19 protein-coding genes are annotated in these 19,988 nt (G+C 69.0%); 11 read left to right on the top strand and 8 right to left on the bottom strand.

The genetic code is table 11. The features are described 5' to 3' along the window. Positions 1-92: 92 nt before the first annotated feature. Positions 93-749 carry a pyridoxine/pyridoxamine 5'-phosphate oxidase gene (locus tag ACWGKS_RS17200; protein ID WP_358505694.1) on the bottom strand — a complete coding sequence of 219 codons (657 nt, stop codon included), beginning with the start codon at positions 747-749 and terminating at the stop codon, positions 93-95. A 221-nt stretch (positions 750-970) separates the two neighbouring features. Between ACWGKS_RS17200 and ACWGKS_RS17195 the strand changes: the two genes are divergently transcribed. Further along, positions 971-2,152 (top strand): MFS transporter, encoded by a 1,182-nt coding sequence (locus ACWGKS_RS17195; protein ID WP_358505697.1) that lies wholly within the window; start codon positions 971-973, stop codon positions 2,150-2,152. 60 nt (positions 2,153-2,212) lie between these two features. Here the strand turns inward: ACWGKS_RS17195 and ACWGKS_RS17190 are convergent, their stop codons facing one another. From ACWGKS_RS17190 to ACWGKS_RS17170, 5 genes are all read right to left on the bottom strand, one after another. Continuing rightward, complete coding sequence (locus ACWGKS_RS17190) at positions 2,213-2,986, bottom strand: sirohydrochlorin chelatase (RefSeq protein ID WP_358505699.1); 774 nt, start codon at positions 2,984-2,986, stop codon at positions 2,213-2,215. Beyond that, entirely contained in the window at positions 2,983-3,678 is a 696-nt protein-coding gene (locus tag ACWGKS_RS17185) for a phosphoadenylyl-sulfate reductase (protein WP_452455997.1), read from the bottom strand. Before ACWGKS_RS17185 ends, ACWGKS_RS17190 begins: the two co-directional genes overlap by 4 nt. After that, positions 3,675-3,881, bottom strand: a complete 207-nt coding sequence (locus tag ACWGKS_RS17180) for a hypothetical protein (protein ID WP_358505705.1) — start codon at positions 3,879-3,881, stop codon at positions 3,675-3,677. The genes ACWGKS_RS17185 and ACWGKS_RS17180 overlap by 4 nt, the downstream gene beginning before the upstream one ends. Positions 3,882-3,974: 93 nt before the next feature. After that, positions 3,975-5,672, bottom strand: a complete 1,698-nt coding sequence (locus ACWGKS_RS17175) for a nitrite/sulfite reductase (protein ID WP_358505708.1) — start codon at positions 5,670-5,672, stop codon at positions 3,975-3,977. Between the two features lie 192 nt (positions 5,673-5,864). After that, positions 5,865-5,954, bottom strand: a complete 90-nt coding sequence (locus ACWGKS_RS17170; protein ID WP_358505711.1) for a putative leader peptide — start codon at positions 5,952-5,954, stop codon at positions 5,865-5,867. 138 nt (positions 5,955-6,092) lie between these two features. On the opposite strand from ACWGKS_RS17170, the gene ACWGKS_RS17165 reads away from it, so the two are divergent. The 5 genes from ACWGKS_RS17165 to ACWGKS_RS17145 all read left to right on the top strand — a co-directional run bounded on the left by ACWGKS_RS17165 (position 6,093) and on the right by ACWGKS_RS17145 (position 11,110). Beyond that, on the top strand, positions 6,093-7,103 hold the full coding sequence (locus ACWGKS_RS17165; RefSeq protein WP_358505714.1) for a YihY/virulence factor BrkB family protein: 1,011 nt from the start codon (positions 6,093-6,095) through the stop codon (positions 7,101-7,103). Between the two features lie 113 nt (positions 7,104-7,216). Next, positions 7,217-7,672, top strand: a complete 456-nt coding sequence (locus ACWGKS_RS17160) for a hypothetical protein (RefSeq protein WP_358505717.1) — start codon at positions 7,217-7,219, stop codon at positions 7,670-7,672. Continuing rightward, positions 7,669-8,472 (top strand): hypothetical protein, encoded by an 804-nt coding sequence (locus ACWGKS_RS17155; protein WP_358505720.1) that lies wholly within the window; start codon positions 7,669-7,671, stop codon positions 8,470-8,472. Before ACWGKS_RS17160 ends, ACWGKS_RS17155 begins: the two co-directional genes overlap by 4 nt. Before the next feature lie 376 nt (positions 8,473-8,848). Then, positions 8,849-10,327 carry a hypothetical protein gene (locus ACWGKS_RS17150; RefSeq protein ID WP_452523169.1) on the top strand — a complete coding sequence of 493 codons (1,479 nt, stop codon included), beginning with the start codon at positions 8,849-8,851 and terminating at the stop codon, positions 10,325-10,327. A 30-nt stretch (positions 10,328-10,357) separates the two neighbouring features. Next, positions 10,358-11,110: a hypothetical protein gene (locus tag ACWGKS_RS17145; protein ID WP_452455992.1), complete on the top strand. Its 753-nt coding sequence runs from the start codon at positions 10,358-10,360 to the stop codon at positions 11,108-11,110. A gap of 82 nt (positions 11,111-11,192) precedes the next feature. Here the strand turns inward: ACWGKS_RS17145 and ACWGKS_RS17140 are convergent, their stop codons facing one another. Next, positions 11,193-12,392, bottom strand: a complete 1,200-nt coding sequence (locus ACWGKS_RS17140) for an MFS transporter (protein ID WP_452523167.1) — start codon at positions 12,390-12,392, stop codon at positions 11,193-11,195. Between the two features lie 334 nt (positions 12,393-12,726). Here ACWGKS_RS17140 and ACWGKS_RS17135 point away from each other — a divergent pair, with 334 nt between their 5' ends. Together ACWGKS_RS17135 and ACWGKS_RS17130 are read left to right on the top strand one after the other, a co-directional pair. Beyond that, entirely contained in the window at positions 12,727-13,287 is a 561-nt protein-coding gene (locus tag ACWGKS_RS17135; protein ID WP_358505732.1) for a GNAT family N-acetyltransferase, read from the top strand. A gap of 173 nt (positions 13,288-13,460) precedes the next feature. Next, complete coding sequence (locus ACWGKS_RS17130) at positions 13,461-14,759, top strand: phosphoribosyltransferase family protein (protein ID WP_452455991.1); 1,299 nt, start codon at positions 13,461-13,463, stop codon at positions 14,757-14,759. A gap of 191 nt (positions 14,760-14,950) precedes the next feature. On the opposite strand, the gene ACWGKS_RS17125 is transcribed toward ACWGKS_RS17130, so the two are convergent. Continuing rightward, entirely contained in the window at positions 14,951-15,250 is a 300-nt protein-coding gene (locus tag ACWGKS_RS17125; protein ID WP_017588640.1) for a WhiB family transcriptional regulator, read from the bottom strand. A 715-nt stretch (positions 15,251-15,965) separates the two neighbouring features. Here ACWGKS_RS17125 and ACWGKS_RS17120 point away from each other — a divergent pair. The 3 genes from ACWGKS_RS17120 to ACWGKS_RS17110 all read left to right on the top strand — a co-directional run bounded on the left by ACWGKS_RS17120 (position 15,966) and on the right by ACWGKS_RS17110 (position 19,793). After that, the gene (locus tag ACWGKS_RS17120) at positions 15,966-16,373 is read left to right on the top strand and encodes a YccF domain-containing protein (RefSeq protein WP_452523164.1); all 408 of its coding nucleotides are present in this window, start codon (positions 15,966-15,968) and stop codon (positions 16,371-16,373) included. A 173-nt stretch (positions 16,374-16,546) separates the two neighbouring features. Continuing rightward, the gene (locus tag ACWGKS_RS17115) at positions 16,547-17,914 is read left to right on the top strand and encodes an AI-2E family transporter (RefSeq protein WP_358505741.1); all 1,368 of its coding nucleotides are present in this window, start codon (positions 16,547-16,549) and stop codon (positions 17,912-17,914) included. 280 nt (positions 17,915-18,194) lie between these two features. Next, the gene (locus tag ACWGKS_RS17110; RefSeq protein ID WP_358505744.1) at positions 18,195-19,793 is read left to right on the top strand and encodes an ABC-F family ATP-binding cassette domain-containing protein; all 1,599 of its coding nucleotides are present in this window, start codon (positions 18,195-18,197) and stop codon (positions 19,791-19,793) included. The last annotated feature ends 195 nt before the right edge of the window (positions 19,794-19,988 follow it).

The raw sequence follows: 19,988 nt of genomic DNA, 5'->3' as shown, positions 1-19,988 counted from the left end.
GGCTCCGTTCCTGGTCCGAGGGCGGCGAGTGGGTGAGCCGCATCATATCCGCACGCCGACCTCGAACAGAATCTCGTTCGGTCTCCTTCGGGTCAGGGCCACAACAGCCCGCGACGCCACTCCGTGCCCTCGCGTTCGTAGCGCAGTCGGGTGTGTCTGCGGTCCGGGTCGCCCTGCCAGAACTCCACCTCCCACGGCCGCACCAGGTACAGGCCCCAGTCGTCGGGAGCCAGGTCGGGGTCGGCCACCAACCGGGCGCGGCTCCGCTCGGCCTCGCGGTGGATCTCCGCCGTCTCACTCAGGGATTCGCTCTGGCGACCGTGCAGCCCGGCCACCCGCCCCTCCAACGGCCGATCGCGGAAGTCGGCCGCTCGGGCCTGGGCGTCGGCGAGTTCGGCCCGGCCCCGGATCCGCACCTGGCGTCCCTGCGGGCCCCAGAAGAACAGCAGGGCCACGTTCGGGTTCTGGGCCAGGTCACGCCCCTTGGCGGAGGTCGTGGTCGTGGCGAACCACCATCCCCGCTCGGTGAGGTCCTTCAGGATGAGGACCCGGGCGGAGGGTGCCCCGTCGGCGTCGACGGTGGCCACCGTCATCGCGTGCGGTTCGGCGACCCCGGCGGCCACCGCGCCGGCGAACCAGTCCCGGAACAGCTCCAGCGGGTCCGCCGGCGCGGTCTGCGGATCGAAGGACGCCAGGGGACCGGCGAACACCGTCAACCCGCGCAACAGGTCTCGCATGCTCTCGGACATTTCGTGACTCCCCCTTCGGGTCGGCGTCGACACGTCGAATCTATCGAGGCGGACAGGGGAGACGGCGGCCGGGGCCACTCGTGGGACACCGACCCGGTGACGGCGGCGACCCCGGGCTCCCGATATGATGCCGGACGCCGATCGGCGTCCTATGCGAGCAGTGATCCCCTGATGGGACGACTCCCGTGCCGCCGCTATGGTCACGGAGCGAAAAGGGGAACATGACCAGCGAGGAAACCCGTGGACGCGCGAGGTGGCTCTTGGGCCTCCTGGGTAGCGTGATGCTCACCCACACCGCGCTCAACCTCGCCCGACCGCTCATCTCCTATCGGACCATCGCCGTGGGCGGCGACGCCTTCGAGGTCGGGTTGGTCACCGCCGCCTACGCCCTGTTGCCCCTGGTCATGGCGGTCTCCGTGGGCCGTTTCACCGACCGTGCGGGTCGTATCACCTGGCTCGCGGGTCTGGGAGCGCTCATCCTGTCCGTGGGCGGGTTCTCCCTCGCCGTCTCCGGGGGCCTGTTCGGGCTGGCGCTGGCGAGCACCGTCGTGGGCGTGGGCCACCTGCTGTGCATGGTCGCGGCCCAGGCGCTCATCGCCCGCTACTCGCGTCCCGAGAACCTGGACCGCGACTTCGGCTGGTTCACCGCCGCCGCGTCCCTGGGCCAGCTCGCCGGGCCACTGATCTCCGGCGTCATCCTCGACGACGCCTCGGGCCCCGCCCTGCTCTCGGCCACCTCCACCGCCCTGGTGGTCGCCGGGGTCGTGGCGTCCCTGGGCGTGCTGCCACTGCTGCCGCTGGCGCGCCTGCGACCGATCCAACGCACCGCCGAGCAGAAGGCCGCGCCCCCGGTGCCCACCCGGGACCTGCTGCGCCGTCGCCGGATGCCCTCCGCGCTGCTCACCAGCCTGGCGTTGCTGACGGCGGTGGACCTTCTCACCGCCTACCTGCCGCTCATCGCGGAGACCCGCGGCATCTCCCCGATGCTCGTCGGCGTGCTGCTGAGTCTGCGGGCGGGCTCCTCCCTGCTCTCCAGGCTGATCCTGCCGCGGATGCTGCGGCGTTGGTCCCGCAAGGCCCTCATCATCGCCAGCACGTCCGTGTCGGCCGTCGCGCTGGCCCTGGTGGCATTGCCCACGAGCGGTTTCGCCGTCTTGGCGGTGGTCCTGCTGGTGGGCGGATTCCTCCTCGGTGTGGGCCAACCCCTCACCATGGCCGAGGTCGCCACGTTGGCCCCCGAAGGGGCCCGTGGCGCGGCCCTGGCGCTGCGCATCTGGGGCAATCGGATGGGCCAGGTGGCCATCCCGGCCGCGGCGGCCGGTGTCGCCGGTGTGGTGGGAGCCCCCGGCGCCCTGCTGTTCTCGGCGTTGGTCCTGGTCACCGCGGCGATCACCGCGAGATGACCCCGAACACCAAGAGCGGGTGGCCCCGAGGGATCACCCGCTCTTCGTGTTCGGTTCGCCTCAGACCACCGCGTGACGGGCGGTCACCGTGGCGTCGTAGCGTTCCAACACGATCCGGGCGAGCTCGGGAGAGTCGCCCAGGGCGGGGGAGACCACGGCCGCCCCCGCCGCCATCGACCGATCATGGATCCGGTCGGCGAAGAACCCCGGCGCCAACAGGTAGGTGGCCACCGCCACCCGCCCGGCCCCGCGTTCCCGCGCCGCCGTGACCGCCTCATCGGGTGTGGGGGAGGCGGCCGACGCGTAGGCGGCCACCACCTCACGCCACGGGCCGCGCTCGGCCAGTTCCTCGGCCAGCCGTGCCACCACGGCGTTGGCCTCCGCGTCGCTGGACCCGGCCGAACAGAGCACCAGCGCGGTGTCGGGATCGGCGCGCGCGCCCACCTCGTTCAAGCGCCGCTCCACCGCCGAGGACAGCGACGGGTGCGGCCCCAAGGTGTCGGCGTGGTACACCCGCAACCAGGGACTGCGCTCGCGTGCCGTGGCCAGTACCTCGGGCAGGTCCACCTTGCTGTGGAAGGCCGCCGTCAGCAGGGTCGGCAGGACCACCACCTCACCGGCTCCGCCCGCGGCCAGTTCGTCCAACGCTTCCTCGGCGCCGGGCGCCACGTGGTCCAGGTAGGACAGTCGAACGTCCAGTTCCGGGCGCAGCGCGCGCACCCGGTGGAACAGTGCCGAGACCGCCTCGGCCGATCTCGGGTCCCGGCTCCCGTGGGCCACCGCGAGCAAGGGGATGGACGTGCCCCCTCGCTCGGCCCGCTCGTCGCCGCTCATGTGTGGATTCCGCACTCGGTCTTGCCGCTGCCGGCCCAACGCCCGCTGCGGGGGTCCTCGCCCGGGGCGACCCGACGGGTGCACGGCTCGCAGCCGATCGAGGGGTAGCCGTCGTACTGGAGCGGATTCACCAGCACACCGTGTTCACCCATGTAGGCGTCCACCTCCTCCTGGGTCCATCGTGCGATCGGGTTGACCTTGGTCATCCTTCGACGCTTGTCCCACTGCACGACGGGGGTGCCGCGGCGGGTCACCGAGTCCTCCCGGCGCAGACCGGTCAACCACGCCGAGTAGGGCTCCAGCGCCCGCTGTAGGGGTTCCACCTTGCGCAGGTGGCAGCAGATACCGGGGTCGCGGTTGTGCAACCGCGGACCCAGAACCAGGTCCTGCCCGGCGACGGTCCGCTTCGGCTCCACGGTGATGAGGTTGATGTCGTAGATGGACTCCACCGCGTCACGGGTGCCGATGGTCTCGGCGAAGTGGTAGCCGGTGTCGAGGAAGATCACGTCGATCCCCGGCAGCGTCTTGGCGGCGAGGTCGACCATGAGGGCGTCGGCCATCGAGGAGGTCATGCACAGACGGTCGCCGAAGGCCTCACCGGCCCAGGAGATGATCTCCTGGGCGGTGGCCTCCTCCAGCTCACGCGCGGCGCGCTCGGCCAGTTCGGGACCCTCGGTGATGGTGGCGTTCATTCGTTCCCTTCCGTCGGTCTGGAGGGGACGCCGCCCGGCGAGAACGACGCGGAGCGCAGACCCACGTACTTGACCCGGAACACCCGGGCGCAGGACAGGCAGGCCCAGGGGTAGCCCTCGCCCTTGACGGCGGCGCCCTCCTCGGGCACCAGGTCCTCGTCACCGCAGTAGGGGCAGTAGTAGGGTGCGGCCCTCTCGGACACGGCGCACCTCCTCCTTCGGATCGGGCCCGGCCCCCTGGGGAATCGGGGCCGGGCGGGGCTCGTCGAGCCCGTACGTTCGTTACCGGGACGGCGTCACTTGAGGTCGGCGTCGTCGGCGCGGGCCGCCCACGCCGCGAAGTTCTCGCCGTCCACCCGCTGTGCCTGGAAGCGTCGCAACACCCGCTCGACGTAGTCCGGCAGGTCGTCCGCGGTGCTCTTCAAACCGCGGATCTTCTTGCCGAAGGCCTGGGTGAGGCCCATACCGCCGCCCAGGTGGATCTGGTAGCCCTCCACCTGCTCGCCGCGCTCGTTCAGCATCAACTGGCCCTTGAGACCGATGTCGGCGACCTGGACGCGCGCGCACGAGTTCGGGCAGCCGTTGACGTTGATGCTGATCGGGTCCTCGAAGTCCGGCAGGCGCTTTTCGAGTTCGTCGATCAGAGTGGAGGCGCGGTCCTTGGTCTCCACGATCGCCAACTTGCAGAACTGGATGCCGGTGCAGGCCATCGTCTGGCGACGGAACACGCTCGGGTCGACCTCGTAGCCCTCGGATTTCAGGGAGGCGCTGATCGAGGCGATGCGTTCCTCCTCGACGTCGAGGATGATCAGCTTCTGGTCGGGTGTGGTGCGCACGCGGTCCGAACCGTGCTCCTCGGCGATCTCGGCCACCCGCAGCAGCGAGGTGCCCGACACCCGGCCCACCTTCGGGGCGAAGCCCACGTAGAACCGGCCGTCGTTCTGGCGGTGCACACCCACGTGGTCACGGCGCACGCCCGGGTCCAGGACCGGCTCGGGGCCGTTGGGGAGCTTGTGACCGAGGTACTCGTTCTCCAGCACCTCGCGGAATTTCTCGGCGCCCCAGTCCTTGATCAGGAACTTGATCCGAGCGCGGGTGCGCAGCCGGCGGTAACCGTAGTCGCGGAAGATCCCGGCCACACCCGCCCAGACCTCGCTGACCTGGTCGGGACGCACGAACGCGCCCAGGCGCTTGGCGAACATCGGGTTGGTGGCCAGGCCACCGCCGACGAAGAGGTCGTAGCCCGCCTCGCCCGCCTCGTTGCGCACACCCACGAACGCCACGTCGTTGATCTCGTGGTTGACGCAGTGCACGGTGCAACCCGAGAGGGAGGTCTTGAACTTGCGGGGCAGGTTCGAGAACTCCGGGCTGCCGATGTGCTCGTCGTAGATCTGCCGGATCTGCTCGCTGGGGTCCAGGACCTCTTCCTCGGCCACCCCGGACACCGGGCAGCCCATGATCACACGCGGGGTGTCACCACAGGCCTCGGTGGTGGACAGCCCCACCGACTCCAGCTTCTCCCAGATCGCGGGCACGTCCTCGATCCGGATCCAGTGGTACTGGACGTTCTGGCGGTCGGTGACGTCGGCGGTGTCACGGCCATAGTCGCGGGAGATCTCCGCGATCGCGCGCAGTTGGGCCACGCTCAGCTGCCCACCGTCGATGCGCACACGCAGCATGAAGTAGCGGTCGTCGAGCTCCTCGGGTTCCAGTACGGCGGTCTTGCCGCCGTCGATGCCCGGGGCCCGCTGGGTGTAGAGACCGAACCAGCGGAAACGCCCTCGAAGGTCGGCGGGGTCGATCGAGTCGAACCCGCCCTTGGCGTAGACGTTGACGATCCGATCGCGGACGTTGAGCCCGTCGTCGTTCTTCTTGTTCTCCTCGTTCTTGTTCAGCGGCTCACGGTAGCCGAGGGCCCATTGGCCCTCGCCACGACTGCGCCGAGGTTTGGTGGCCGTCGCGGCCTTGCCGGGCTGCGCGGAAGAGGGAGGCATCGCGGGTGTCTCCGATGGGGTCACGGGGGTGACCACGGTCCCGGTGCCATCACCGCAGGGCCCGTCGGCACCGCACGTCCTCGTGACAGGTGCAACGGGTGAAGTCCGCGTGTGTGGGAGTTCAAGAAGAGGGTGGAGCGCCGGGGCCGCGGGCACCCACTGAGTTCACGGGGTGCTCAAGGCGGCGAGGGTTTATCCGACGCTGCGACAGATGGCGCTGCTGACCCGAAGGAAGTCCACGTGGCGGCGCACGCGGAGCATGGGGTCGATAACAGCGGTCATGCCTTGAGAATGGCACGCCCGTCGGGTCGTTGTCCAGGTGCGCGGTCGTCATAGGCGGGTGACCCACGTCATGTCGCGGTGTCCCCGGTCATGGTGCGAAAGCGCCCGAGCTGCTCCATTACCGCTAACGTTCTCCTTGTGGTGGGTCTTTGGGAGAGCTTGTGGAGAGCGGCCGACGTGTGGCTCCGTCGGCACCCCATGGTTCACAACGGCACCCTGTTGGTCCTGCGCACCATCCGCGCCTTCGCCCGTGACCGCGTGGTCGGCCTGGCCGCCGAGTCGGCCTTCTTCGCGCTGATCTCCCTGCCGGCGCTCCTGTTGTGTCTGTTGGGCGCGCTCGGACCGTTGGCGATGGTCTTCGGTGAGGACCTCGTGGTGGAGATCCGAGAGTGGATGCTGGACCTGGCCGCGCGCATCCTCACCCCCGACACGGTCGCCTCCGTGGTGGAACCGCTCGTGGACGACTTCCTCGGAGGTGTTCAGGGCGGGGTGCTGTCGGTGACGTTCCTGGTGTCCCTGTGGTCGGGCTCGCGCGCGATGAACGTGTTCATCCGCTCCATCACCATCTCCTACGGCCTGGACGAGCTCCGCGGCTGGCTGGGTCAGCGCCTGCTCGCCTTCTTCGCCTACCTCGGCGGCCTGTTCTTCGCCGTGCTGGTGCTGCCGATCCTGGTGGCCGGGCCGGACCTGGTCCACGAACTGTTGCCGATCACCGTGGGCAGACTCAATCTCCTCTACTGGCCTCTCGTGGCCTTGATGGTCACCGCCGCGGTGACGCTGCTGTACGCGCTCAGCGTCCCGGTGCGCACCCCACTGTGGCGCCACCTGCCCGGGGCGGCGCTGGCGACCCTGGTCCTGCTGAGCGGTTCGGCGCTGCTGCGCGCCTACCTGGACGCCTCCTTCGGCCAGGTGAGCATCTACGGGTCACTGGCCGCCCCGATCGCGATCCTGGCCTGGTTGTACGTCATGGCCATCGCGGTGCTCGTGGGGTCTTCCCTCAACTCCGAGATCGACGCCCTGTGGCCGACCGTGCGCACCGCCGCCGCCCGCGCCGACCTCGCCAACCGCCACTTCGAACGCGCCGACCGCATCGCCCAACGCCGGGAACAGGCGGTCATCGACACCATCAACGAACAGAACGGTCGCTGACCACAAACGGCCGAAAGTTCTTACGCCGTCGGCTTTGTCGGTACCCTCACGGTTTCCGGCGGGAGGCCGCGCGCTCGCCGCCCCGAGCCGGATCCCCCACGAAAGGCCCCCGAGTGACCTCCCCCCGATCGTCCCCGGCCAGGGACTGCCTTCTCCTGGGTGTGTGCGCCATGATGTCCGGTCAGTTCTCCATGATGCTGCGCCTGGTGCTCACCGACCACCACCCGCTGCACGATCCCGGTGTCGCCTCGATCCTCATGTCGGGGCTGCTGGTGCTGCTCATGATCACCGTGCTGTTCATCCTGGCCGGGCCCGTGTTGCCCAGGCCGTTCCGTGAACCGGAGGATCCTCCACCGCCGGCACCGTCGACGCCCCGGATCATGACCTGGACCTCGTGGGTCATGGTGGTCGTGCCGGCACTGATGCTCGGGTCGGAGCTGCGCTACCTCCCCGCTCTGTGGCCACTCGCCCTGTTCTCCGTCGCGGCTCTGGCCTTCGCCCTTCTGTGCACCCGGCTCCATCGACGTGAGCGCGCCCGGATCCTCCAAACGAAGGAGTGTGCGCGATGAGGCCCTGGCAGTGGCTGGCGAACGTCCCGGACCTGGCCGTCCTCATCGTGGTCAGTACCGCCCTGACGACGCACTTCATCCAAGACCAAGTGACGGTGCCGATGGGGTTGTGGACGGCTGTGCTTCTCGTTTTCTTTGCTGGAACGGCCTATTTCGTCGGCCTTATGGAGACGACCCCGTCGGAACGGCAGCGGGCCAAGGGGTCCAACCCGCTCGCCGGTATGGCCTTGGTGAACCTGTTTCTGTCGGTGGGCGGTCTTCCCTTCGCGGGGTTCCTGATCATGTGGACCAGGCAGTGGGCGTTGCTCCCCATTCTGTTGGTCGGTCTCGCGGGGCTCGTCCTCTCTTTCGTGTTCTGGAAGCGTGAGCGGTGCGCTCTCCCCGAACCGCTGCCCGAGCCCACCCCCAAACTCGTTGGCATGCCCGTCGACGCTCGGCTTCCGGACGGCTGGATCCCCGTGTACGTGCACCGACCGGGTGGCCGCTACCGCGACATGCTCGTCGACTACCGGCTGTACGTGGACGGTGCCCGGGTGGGAGAGCTCGGGCCGGGACGGACACTGCTGATCGGTCTCACCACGGGGGCGCACGTGTTCCAGGGGCGGATGACCGGGGGCTCCAGCCCGCTCCTGAGCCTGTTTCTGAGCGAGGGCCGCCCGGTCCATCTGGTGCTGGAGCCGAACGGAAGCGACCTGGAGGCCCTGGCGCGGGTGTTCACCCCCGGCGCCTACCTCAGGCTCGCCCATCGGGAGCGGCCGGTCGCCGGTTTCGAGAACGGTGCGCGGGGATCGAACTCGTGAGTCTCCGGAAACGCGGAGTGGCCGGATCCGGCCAGTTTCGGCGTCAACTTCGACACCTTTCTGCGTGTCCGAACCAGTGCCGATGGAACGAAGCGTGCCCGGTGTGCGGCGAGTGATTCCGGATCAACGCAGGTCACCCGATACGTCAAGTGGAAATTGTGGGAGTGATCGCGAACCGTGCCCGTTTTCCCGGCATCAGATACGGTCGGCTGGCTCCTGTGGGGATCAGTATGATCACGTCCAGCAATGACTACGTCTGTGCCGTAACCCCTTGTTCGGTCACCCCGCCGAGCCGCCACCGCACGTCATCGTCGACCACGATCTCCTCTCTCCAATACACGAACAGGTCCATGTTCCACATGCCTTCGGAGGCACCATGAGCCGGGCGTCCCGCCCGGGGCATCCCCGGCCCACCGCCGTCATCGTCATCGCGCCGGACGAACGCAACGCCGAAATCGTCATCGAGGGTCGGCGACAGGTCGTCCAGGGCCAGGCCCCCAAGGAGACCCGGCGCGCGGCGCTGGACGTCGCCACCGGATACGCGGCGCACATCGGCCAGCCGGTGCTCGTGGAAGCACGTGACGCCAACGGTTACTGGCGTCTGCTCGCCACCCCCGACGGGGTCGTCCAGGCCGCCGACCAGCCGGTGCCGGGGCCGCCACAGGGACCTCCGCGGCAGCCTCCGACCGGACCCGGACCCGCCACGGGCCCCACCGCCCCGAAGGACCGTGCCGCCGGGGCCAAGCGTCGACGCCTGCTCTTGGGCGTCGGCGCCGCCGGTCTGGCCCTGCTGCTCCTGGTCGGGGGCGGCCTGGTCGCCGCGAGGTTCCTCTCCGGCTCCACCGAGGCCTCCGGCGAGGAAGGCGACGACACGACGGTGGAACTGGACCACCCCGCGCCGCCCGGTTACGCCACCACGGTGGACATCACCGAAGAACTGGCCCCCGACACCCTGCCGTCGGTCGACCGCGAGGGGGAGCGCCTCGCCTACATCGACCCGGCGGAGCGGCTCAACCTGCTCAACGCGGAGGGATCCCGCGAATGGTCGGTCGATCTGCCCTTCGAGGCGGGTAAGGCGCTCGGCAGCCCCCGTTTCGTGGAGTTCGACGGCGGAACCCACGTCGCGCTGGAGACCCCCGGAGCCCTGTGGCTCTGGCCGGAGGAGGGAGGAACCGCCGTCAACGTCGAGTTGACCGAGTCCGCCTCCGCCCAGTTCGTCGGCGACGGCGTCCTGGTGCGCGATGACGACAACGCCTACGTCCTGGTGGACGGAGAACTCGCCAAGGTCGAGACCCCCGGCGGTTCCGCGGCGCTGCTGGCCGAGGACGGCCGCGCGCTCGCCGGCGTTCTCCAGGGGCCCTGGCACTGGGTCGCCCCGGGCGAGGACCCTCAGCGAGTGGAACCCGAACAGCCCGACGGCGCCGGCGATCTGGCCGAGGTCATGACCTTCCTGCGCGGCTACGCGCTCGTCCACTGGGAGACGGAGGACGGCGACGGTCACCTCCTCGCCTTCCACGACAACACCGACGGTTCGGTGCTGGGCACCGCCGAGGTCGAGGAGGAGGACCTGGCGGAGGTGCAGCATCGCACCGGCCCCCTCGGCCCGGACCTGGCGGCCTACGGCCCGGTGCTGTTCGCCCCCGGCAGCGGTGAGACCAACGTCGTCCCGGGTTTCGAACCCGAGGTCGCACTCGGCGACCAGGTCTTCGGTGAACTCGACGGGTCCAGGGTGGCGATCGACGCCTCCGGTGCGCTCACCGACGTTCCCGAGGGCGCAGAGACTCCGCGCGGCCTGCTCGGCGACCGCGCGGTGGTGGTCCACGACGGCCACCTTTATGCCATTTCCCCTGAGTGATCACTGCACAAGAGAAAAGAAAGGAGTCGGATGTCCCCCAAGAATCGGGTACTCACCGTAACGGCGGCGGGTCTCTTCATGGCCGGTTTCTCCGTGGGCCCGGCGTTCGCCGTGACCGCTGACGAGACCACTCCTGACGTCACCCCCGAGGTGACCGAGGAGACGGTCGAGTCCCAGCCGGTCGAGCTCGAGATCGACCTCGGCGAGGTCGTGGAGCGTCCCGTCGAGAACGTCTTCAACATCCTCCCCTTTGACGAGGACGATGGCGAGACGCCTCCCCCTGGTGACGGTGGTGAGGAGCAGCCGCCGCCGGTCCCCGTCGACCCGCCGGATGACGGCGACGACGAGGACGATGGCGAGACGCCTCCGGACGAGGGCGAGGAGCCCCCGCCCGGTGGCGAGGAGCCCCCGCCCGGTGACGGTGACGACGGCGACGATGGTGATGACGGCGACGACGGCGAGGACGGTGGCGAGACGCCTCCGCCCGGCGACGACGACGAGACCACGCCGCCGGACGACGGTCAGACCCCTCCCCCCGGTGACGGTGACGACGGCGACGATGGTGGCGACGACGGCGAAGGCGACGACGGTGAGGGTGACCAGGGCCAGACCCCTGGTGCGACCACTCCCACCACGCCGGCTCCGGCGTCGAACGCCGGTGACCCGAACCTCGCCGCGACCGGCGTCGACCTGTCGGGCTTCGTGCTCGGTGGCGCCGTCGTGGCCGGTATCGGTGCTCTGGCCCTGTGGGCCGGCAGCCGCCGTCCGGGCCTGGCCGAGTAACACCGCGTCCGTGCCCACGAGACTGTGGGCCCTGATGTGAGGAGGGCCCCGACCAGCATGGTCGGGGCCCTCCGTCATGTGATCACGACCGTGGACGTAGGGCCGGTGCCAGGAGGAAGGCGGTCGCGCCCCCGACGGCGATCACCCACAGGGCACCGCCCAGGGTCACCGAGTCGGCGAGGAACCCCACGGTCGGGGGGAAGGCCAGGAACCCCACGCGGCCCAGCCACCCCACCAAGGTCACCCCGTCACCGGTGCGCACCCCCGGAACGTTCCCGGCGGCGGCCAGGGTCAGCGGGAACAGGGTGGACACGCCCAGTCCCATCACCCCGAAGCCGATGATCGTGGTGACCGGGTGCGGCAACGCCAGGGCCAGGGCCATGCCACCGGCGGACAGCAGCCCGCTCGCCTGCCCGACGACCACCGCCCCGAACCGGTCGGTGACCCGGTCGCCGATGAGCCGCCCGAACGCCATCATCGCCTGGCATGCCACGAACGGCATGGCGGCCAGGAACAGCGCCGCGTCCAGTTCCGAGGTCATGTACACCGCGCCCCAGGCGGCGGCGGAGTCTTCGATGCCGCCCGCCATCATCAACAACATGCCCAGCGCAAGGAGCAGGACCACGGCGCGACCGGACATGCGGACGCGACCACCACCGTGGCCGTTGGTCCCGTCCTCGCGTTCGCTGTTCTCCGGTCCGGGCAACAGCATGCGGGAGACCACCAGGTTGATCACCACGAGCACGGTGGTCACCCCGCACAGGTGCCACAGGATGGGCACCCCCGCGCCCGCCATGGCGGCACCGAGCAGTCCTCCGGAGACCGCGGCCAGGCTCCAGACCGCGTGGAAGGTGTTGATGATGCTGCGTCGATAGCGTCGCTGCACTCGTAGGCCGTGCGAGTTCTGCGCGGAGTCGGTCCAGGTGTCGGCGACGCCCAGGACGAAGAGGGCACCGGCGAGCATCCACCAGTTCTGCGCGAGCGCGATGAATGGGAGCGCTCCCAAGCTGATCAGGCTCGTACCCACCGCGGTCCGACCACTGCCGAACCAGTGGATGAGCGGACCGGCGAACATCCCGGTGAGGATCGCGCCGAACGGCATCGCCGCGATCGCCAATCCCAGTTCCGCGTTACTCAGCCCCAGCCCGTCCTTGATCACGGGGAGCCAGGGCACCGCGTTGGTGTAGGTGAACCCGTTCACGAAGAACAGGGTCGACACCGCGACCCGGGCGCGCCTGGCCTCGGGCGGTGGTGTGGTGGCCGTATCGGTCGGGGTGTTCACGGGCGGCTCCCTAAGCGCTTTCGATGCGGGCCGATGCTATCCAGTCCGGTCATCGGATGAACAGTGTTTTGTCGCGCTCGGTCCCGCCGGGCTTGCCTTTCGGAGCGGAGGTGTTTTACATAGGGAACCCGTGTCCTCACCGAGAGCCCGGAAAGGACCCGCTCGACCCCGCCCTCGCCCCACCCCGCCCCGCCCACACCTCGTCCCCCGCCCAGGCCCATGCACCCAGGCCACGCCACCGCGTCCCGTTCCCGCGTGCGGCATCCCCGCCCACCGTCTCCCTCACCCGGGTAATGCCGTGCCCCACGGTCCCGGCCGGAACCGGAAGACCCGCATGATCAACACGAGCGCGCTGCGAGACAAGCCCACCCTCAACGGCGAGAACGTGTCCCTGGTCCCCCTCGGCCCGGAACACACCGACGCCTACTTCGCCGCGGGACTGGACGAGGAGGTCCGTAGACTCACGGGGTCGCACGGGCACCTGACCTATGAGCAGGCGCGCCTGTGGTGTCACGGTCGCGCCGAAGGGGACGACCGCCTGGACCTGGCGATCACCGAACCCAAGGGCGGTCGTTACCTCGGTGAGCTCTCCATCTACTCGGTGTCCCCGGAGAACGAGACCGCCGGCTATCGCATAGCGCTGTCGGCCATCGAGTTCACCGGTAAGGGGCTGGGCCGGGAGGCCACCCAACTGGTCATGCGCTACGCGTTCGAGGAGATCGGCCTGCACCGGCTCTGGCTCCAGGTGTACGCCTTCAACATGCGGGCCATCGCCGTCTACCGTTCCTGCGGTTTCTACGTCGAGGGTCGTCTGCGCGAATCACTGCTGTGGGAGGGGCGCAGACACGACGCGCTGCTGATGGCGGTGCTGCGTGACGGCTTCCGGCCGGCCTGACACCGGGCGATCGGCGGTTTCTCATCTTCCGGTGAAGGGTGCGGGTTTTGCCCGGACCCGGGGTTGTAATCCGTGTACGGCGGGGTATGCCGGTAGCACTTTGCGAGCGGCGTGATCCACGGACAGCCGGAAGGAGGGGTGTCGGGTCCCATGGCCCCGGCACAGGCGACGACATGAACCCGGTACCCGTATCCCTGCCCTTCACCGACCGGACCGAGGCGGGCCGACGCCTCACCGATCGCGTGCGCCCCTACGCGGTCGAAGACCCGATCGTGCTGGCCCTGCCACGCGGTGGCGTGCCGGTGGGAGCCGAACTCGCGCGCGGTCTCGGCGCGGACTTCGACGTCCTCATGGTGCGCAAGATCGGCCTGCCCGGTCGGCCCGAGACCGGGGTCGGCGCCATCACCGAGGACGGTCACGTCCTCTACGACGACCTCGCCCTGGCACGGATGCGCGTTCCCCGCCAGGCGCTCTCCGACACCGTCACCTCCGAACGCGAGGAGCTCGACCGCCGGCGACGTATCTACCGGGGCGAGCGGTCCCTACCCCGGATCACCGGCCGCGACTGCGTGGTGGTCGATGATGGGGTGGCCACCGGTGGCACCGCCCGCGCCGCGCTGAGGATGGTGCGCCAGGCGGGCCCCTCCAGCCTGGTCCTGGCGGTCCCGGTGGCCTCGCCCGAGGCGCTGGAGATCCTCAAGGGGGAGGCCGACGCGGTGGTGGTGATCGGCGCACCGGACAACTTCCGCGCCGTGGGGGAGTGGTACCGGGACTTCGACCAGCTCTCGGACGACCACGTCACCACGATCCTGACCGAACTGGAACGCTCGCGCCCTCGGCCCGAGGTGGCCCGCGCGGTGCGCATCCGCGCCGGGCAGGTCTACCTCGACGGTGACCTGACCATGCCCACGGCCCTGCGCGGTGTGGTGGTGATGGCCTTCGGCCGTGGACGAGGGGACCCCGAACGACGAGCGATCGCGGCCTCGTTGCAGCGGGCCGGATACGCCACCCTGCTGTTGGATCTGATGACCGGTGACGACGGTGACGACGAGGGGGACACCGAGGTCCTGGGCGAGAGGTTGGGCGCGGCCGTCACCTGGTTGCGCCGGGCCACCGACGCGGCCAGCGAACCCCTGGGCGTCATGGGTTGGGGAGACGCGGCGCCCGCGGCCCTGGTGGCCGCGGCGGAGCTGCCGCAGGACGTGGCGTCGGTCGTGGCGCACGGTGGCCGTGTGGACTTGGCCGAACCGGCGTTGGGCAAGGTGCGCGCGCCCACGCTCGTGCTCTTGGAGAGCGAGGACTCGTTCGTACGTGAGCTGGGGGAGTGGTCGAGGGCCCACCTGGGAGGCTCCTCGGAGCTGGGCGTGGTCTCGGGGACCGACCGCCTCCTCGGCGGGACACGGCAGTGGCGCGAGGTCGCGGTGCGCACCCTGGACTGGTTCGACCGGCACCTGTTCCGCCGTGCCGAGTAGGGCGGGGCGGCCGGGCCGAAGATATTACAGCGGCTCGCTCGAAGGTGCCTTCCGAGTAAGACGTTCGAGTCCGTTCCGTGACCCGGACAGTGGAAAACCCGCGGCGCCCTCGACATGAACGTCGGGGCGCCGCGGGTCATCGGGGCCGGGGCCTTCCGGAAAGAGTTCCGCGTGGGGAATGAAACGCGGACTTAGGCGGCGTTGGCGCGTCGCATACGACGACGGCGCTCAGAGGCGCGCTCGTCCTCGTTCAGACCACCCCAGGTGCCGTACTTCTCCGGACGCGAGATCGCATAGTCCAGGCAGTCGGTCCGAACCGGGCAGGCCGCACAGATCTCCTTGGCCTTGCGCTCACGAATCTCCCGCTCCGGCTGGCGCTCGCCATCCGGGCCGAAGAAGAGCACAAGGTCCTCGCCCCGGCACGCGGCGGCATCCTGCCACCCCCAGCTCGGGCGGGGGCGCAGCGCGGCCTGCCGACGTACCTGAGACATGCTTGAACCACCTCTACTGAAATCACTAGTAAGCTGTCTTAAAAAGCTTCAGTCACCAACAAGTCGGTCACGCGGCGCGAGGCACCCCGCACGACGCAAACGTCGTGCGGTGCAGGTGTTGTTCCCCGGTGTGGCTGAGACCACGAGAAGCACCATCACAGCAGGCGATGCCTGTCGATGAAGGGGTGCTCTCACGCGAACGGCCGCGGAGGCGGTGACAGCCTCCGTCCGAGCCGGTACGTAATCATGCCATCCCCACTCCCGATCGTGCACGGGGGGTGGGGAAATTACTCGTTCAACTGTTACCGAAACCTGATGTCTGACATCAGCTCTGTGGGTATTTGTCCGAGTTTGTCGCAGATCACATGTACGACCGTCTTGCGAAGGACAAGGGACATCGTATGGCGCTATGTCGCCCCTGCCTAGGGGGTCCCCCTGATGCGCCCATCACATTCTGGTCGCTGTAGATCTGCGAGATTGGGTGGGACCGTATGTCATCACCCTCCGCGAGGAGCGACCGAGTGCTCGCCGGCACCCGACGAGGCCCGGTGTGGCGCTCGTGTCCCGCGGCGTCCCCTAAGGGTAGGTCCAGGGATCCAAGGTGGAACAGGGCATGGTGTCCGAGCGTCCCAGACGATAGAAAACAGGATGCGTTCGATCGAATACCCGACGAACGGCACCCACGCCCAGGACAGACTCAAGGAGACGAATCACCGTGGCCCTCTTGCGGCTCATTCTCAACATCATCTGGATCTTCGTCGCCGGGTTCTGGCTGGCGCTCGGTTACGTGTTCGCCGGCGTCATCTGCTGCATCCTCATCGTCACCATCCCGTTCGGGGTCGCGTCCTTCCGTATGGCCAAGTACGCCATTTGGCCGTTCGGCCGTGACCTCGTGCGCCGTCAGGGCGCCGGCGGTGGTTCCACCCTCCTGAACGTCATCTGGCTGATCGTCGCGGGATGGTGGCTGACCATCGGCCACATCGTCACCGCCGCCGGTCTGGCCGTGACCATCATCGGAATCCCCATGGCGTGGGCCTCCATCAAGATGATCCCCGTGGCCCTGGCCCCCTTCGGTAACGAGATCGTCGAGAGCGGGCACACCCGGGAACCCTGGCAGTTCTGACGGAGTTGTCTCCTTCACAGGGTCGGGGAGAACCCGGACCCTGTACCGTGCATCAACCCCACTGCGACACCCACGCACCATCCGCCTTCCATCCCCCGAACGAGACGAAACGGCATACGGGTGGTCGCCGTCGATGAGCGACCTCGGTGTCACCACCGGAGAATGGAGTCCATGTGCAAGCCCAGCGGCCGGGAGTTTGGGCGCTCCTGAACAAGTGGCTCGTGTCCCGCAGAGCCCGCGCCGAACGCCTCGCCCACCTGGAGGCGCAGGAAGAGGCCCGGGCCGAGGTCGAGGCCAAGGTGGAACAGGAGAAGCGGGTCGCGGCCGAGCAGGACGACGTCGGCGCCGGCGACCTGTTGCGAATGGTCAGTGACGTCGCCTGGCGGATCCTGCTCATCGGCGTCGTGGTGGGCCTGTTCGTCTACGCGGTCATCCACCTGTCGGTGATCACCCTGCCGGTGGTGCTCGCCGTCTTCATCACCGCCCTGCTCATGCCGATGACCAACTGGCTGCGGAGCAAGGGACTGGGGCGGGGATCCTCGACCGCGCTGTCCGTCCTCTCGGCACTGGTCGTGCTCAGCGGCGTGGTCACCATGATCGTCTCTCCCGCGATCCAGGGCTTCGACGGGCTGGTCGCCAGTGTCAGCAGCGCCTTCGTCGAGCTCCAGAAGGTGGAGATCCCCTTCGTCGACCAGGCGTTGTTCACGGAGATGCTGAACAACGCCTGGGCGCAGGTCCAGGGGATGATCACCGACAACACCGACCAGTTGCTCAGTGGCGCCTGGACCGCCGGCACGGCCGTGGTGCAGCTCCTGCTCGGCCTGGTCCTGATCATCGCCATGACCGTGTACTTCGTGCACTCCGGCGACAAGCTCATGGACTGGGTCGTCACCCTGCTGCCGCCCAAGTCCCGCCCCGGCCTGCGCCACGCCAGTGGCGTCGCCTACGGGGTGATGGGCCGCTATGTGCGGGGTGTGGCGATGGTCGGTGTCATCGACGCCGTCGGCATCGGCATCTTCCTGTTCATCTTCCTGGACGTGAACCTGGCCATCCCGCTGATCGTGCTGACGTTCATCGGCGCGTTCCTGCCGGTCATCGGCGCCTTCCTCACCGGTCTACTGGCGGCCATGGTCGCCCTGGTCGCCGAAGGCCCGGTCATCGCGCTGATCATCGTGATCGCGGTCGTCGTGGTCCAACAGGCCGAGAGCAGCTTCTTCGCTCCCCGGATCTACGGACAGGCCCTGGAGCTGCCCTCGCCGGTCGTGCTGATCGCGATCACCGCGGGTGGCATCCTCGGCGGCATCCCCGGCATGTTCCTGGCGACCCCGATCGCCGCCGTCCTGGCGGCGCTGCTGCGCAACCGTCCTCCGGTCAGCACCGAGAACAACTCGGGTGGGCAAGAGGAGTCCGGCCCGGTGACCGCGGACAAGGACAAAGCGGTCGTGGTGGTGGCCCAGGGCCAGGAGACGACCGAACCGGTCAAAGGGACCAAGGACAAGACCGTCAAGGACAGGGCGGACAAGGACAGGGAACAGGGATGACGACCTGATGTGAGCCCGCGCCCGCGGCGCGGGGAATGGCCACGCCCCCGAACCCGTTGTGAGGGTCGGGGGCGTGGCCGTGCACGCTCCGGCCCCCGTGCTCCGGGGGCTCCGGGAAAAACCCTTCACCGACCCCCTCACCCGTGCCGTTAGGCTGGGTCGGTCCGCCGGGGCGCTCCCGCCCACCCGACCCCACCCGCCGGCCCCACGAACAAGGGCTTGGCCGCGCGCGGTCCAGGGCAGCCACCGACCGTCACACCACCTTGAGGAAGCTCCACCCATGCTGATCGCCACCGACCTCGAAATGCGCGTCGGAGCCCGCCTCCTTCTGGAGCCGACGACCTTCCAGGTCGCCGCGGGCGACCGGATCGGTCTGGTCGGCCGCAACGGTGCGGGCAAGACCACCATGACCAAGGTCCTGGCGGGTGAGGGGCTGCCCACCGGTGGGACGGTCACCTCGTCCGGCACCATCGGTTACCTGCCCCAGGATCCCCGTACCGGAGACCTGGACGTCATCGCCAAGGACCGTGTGCTGTCCGCCCGCGGGATCGACGAGGCGCTGCACGGGCTGCGCGAGGCCGAGAAGAAGATGGCCAGCGACCACGAGAAGACCCGCAACAAGGGCGTGCGCCAGTACGCGAGGTGGGAGGAACGCCTCCACGTGCTGGGCGGGTACGCCGCGGACTCCGAGGCCTCGGCCATCGCCTCCAGTCTGGGCCTGCCGGACAAGGTCCTCGGCCAGCCGCTGCACACCCTCTCCGGTGGCCAGCGACGCCGCATCGAACTGGCCCGCATCCTGTTCAGCGGTGCCGACACGCTGCTGCTGGACGAGCCCACCAACCACCTGGACGCCGACTCCATCGTCTGGTTGCGCGACTTCCTCAAGTCTCACCGGGGCGGGCTCATCGTGATCAGTCACGATGTCGAACTGGTCGAGCACGTGGTCAACAAGGTCTTCTACCTGGACGCCAACCGCAGCGTCATGGACATCTACAACATGGGCTGGAAGCAGTACCAGGTCCAGCGCGAGGACGACGAGCGTCGACGCCGCAGCGAGTTGGCCAACGCGGAGAAGAAGGCCGACACCCTGCGCAAGCAGGCCGAGCGTTTCCGCTACAAGGCCACCAAGGCCCGCGCGGCCCAGCAGATGCTCAACCGCGCCGACAAGATCGTGGACGGGGTGCAGGGGGTTCGCAAGGCCGACAAGGTCGCCAAGCTGCGTTTCCCGGACCCGGCCCCCTGCGGTCGCACCCCGCTCATGGCCGAGGGACTGTCCAAGTCCTACGGTTCGCTGGAGATCTTCACCGGGGTGGACCTGGCCATCGACAAGGGCAGCCGGGTGGTCATCCTGGGGCTCAACGGAGCGGGCAAGACGACCCTGCTGCGCCTTTTGGGCGGGGTCGAGGAGGCCGACACCGGTCGGGTCGTTCCGGGCCACGGTCTCAAACTCGGGTACTACGCCCAGGAACACGAGACCCTGGACGTGGGCCGCAGCGTTCTGGAGAACATGATGAGCGCCGCCCCGGACCTGCCCGAGGTGGAGGCGCGCAAGACCCTGGGATCGTTCCTGTTCACCGGCGACGACGTCGAGAAGCCCGCCGGTGTGCTCTCCGGTGGTGAGAAGACCCGGTTGGCCCTGGCCACACTGGTGGTCTCCAGCGCCAACGTGCTGCTGCTCGACGAGCCCACGAACAACCTGGACCCGGCCAGCCGCGAGGAGATCCTCTCGGCGCTGCGCAACTACAAGGGCGCGATCGTCCTGGTGACACACGACGAGGGCGCCGTCTCCGCCCTTCAACCCGAGCGGGTCATCATGCTCCCGGACGGGGTCGAGGACATGTGGAACGCCGACTTCGAGGACCTCATCGCCCTGGCCTGAGTCGGCCCGTGGGAACACGGTGAGGGAAGGGGTGGACGCCCAGAAGGCTGGGAGGTTCACCCCTCCTCTTTTTCGGACAGGGTTTGTGTGTCTCCGAAACCCCGGTCACTCGGTGTGTCCACCGTCGGTTGTGGCGGTCCGGGACGCCCATGCCTGATCATGGCTGTGGTTCCGGCACCCACGGTGCCGGAGTGT

The sequence above is a fragment of the Nocardiopsis sp. NPDC055879 genome (assembly GCF_053615935.1).
This window is presented reverse-complemented; position numbering and strand designations above follow the sequence as displayed.

Bases quoted from the DNA above. Each gene is read 5' to 3' on its own strand.
- ACWGKS_RS17200 (WP_358505694.1), bottom strand. From the start codon at position 749: ATGTCCGAGAGCATGCGAGACCTGTTGCGCGGGTTGACGGTGTTCGCC.
- ACWGKS_RS17195 (WP_358505697.1), top strand. From the start codon at position 971: ATGACCAGCGAGGAAACCCGTGGACGCGCGAGGTGGCTCTTGGGCCTC.
- ACWGKS_RS17190 (WP_358505699.1), bottom strand. From the start codon at position 2,986: ATGAGCGGCGACGAGCGGGCCGAGCGAGGGGGCACGTCCATCCCCTTG.
- ACWGKS_RS17185 (WP_452455997.1), bottom strand. From the start codon at position 3,678: ATGAACGCCACCATCACCGAGGGTCCCGAACTGGCCGAGCGCGCCGCG.
- ACWGKS_RS17175 (WP_358505708.1), bottom strand. From the start codon at position 5,672: ATGCCTCCCTCTTCCGCGCAGCCCGGCAAGGCCGCGACGGCCACCAAA.
- ACWGKS_RS17170 (WP_358505711.1), bottom strand. From the start codon at position 5,954: ATGACCGCTGTTATCGACCCCATGCTCCGCGTGCGCCGCCACGTGGAC.
- ACWGKS_RS17155 (WP_358505720.1), top strand. From the start codon at position 7,669: ATGAGGCCCTGGCAGTGGCTGGCGAACGTCCCGGACCTGGCCGTCCTC.
- ACWGKS_RS17150 (WP_452523169.1), top strand. From the start codon at position 8,849: ATGAGCCGGGCGTCCCGCCCGGGGCATCCCCGGCCCACCGCCGTCATC.
- ACWGKS_RS17145 (WP_452455992.1), top strand. From the start codon at position 10,358: ATGTCCCCCAAGAATCGGGTACTCACCGTAACGGCGGCGGGTCTCTTC.
- ACWGKS_RS17135 (WP_358505732.1), top strand. From the start codon at position 12,727: ATGATCAACACGAGCGCGCTGCGAGACAAGCCCACCCTCAACGGCGAG.
- ACWGKS_RS17130 (WP_452455991.1), top strand. From the start codon at position 13,461: ATGAACCCGGTACCCGTATCCCTGCCCTTCACCGACCGGACCGAGGCG.
- ACWGKS_RS17125 (WP_017588640.1), bottom strand. From the start codon at position 15,250: ATGTCTCAGGTACGTCGGCAGGCCGCGCTGCGCCCCCGCCCGAGCTGG.
- ACWGKS_RS17110 (WP_358505744.1), top strand. From the start codon at position 18,195: ATGCTGATCGCCACCGACCTCGAAATGCGCGTCGGAGCCCGCCTCCTT.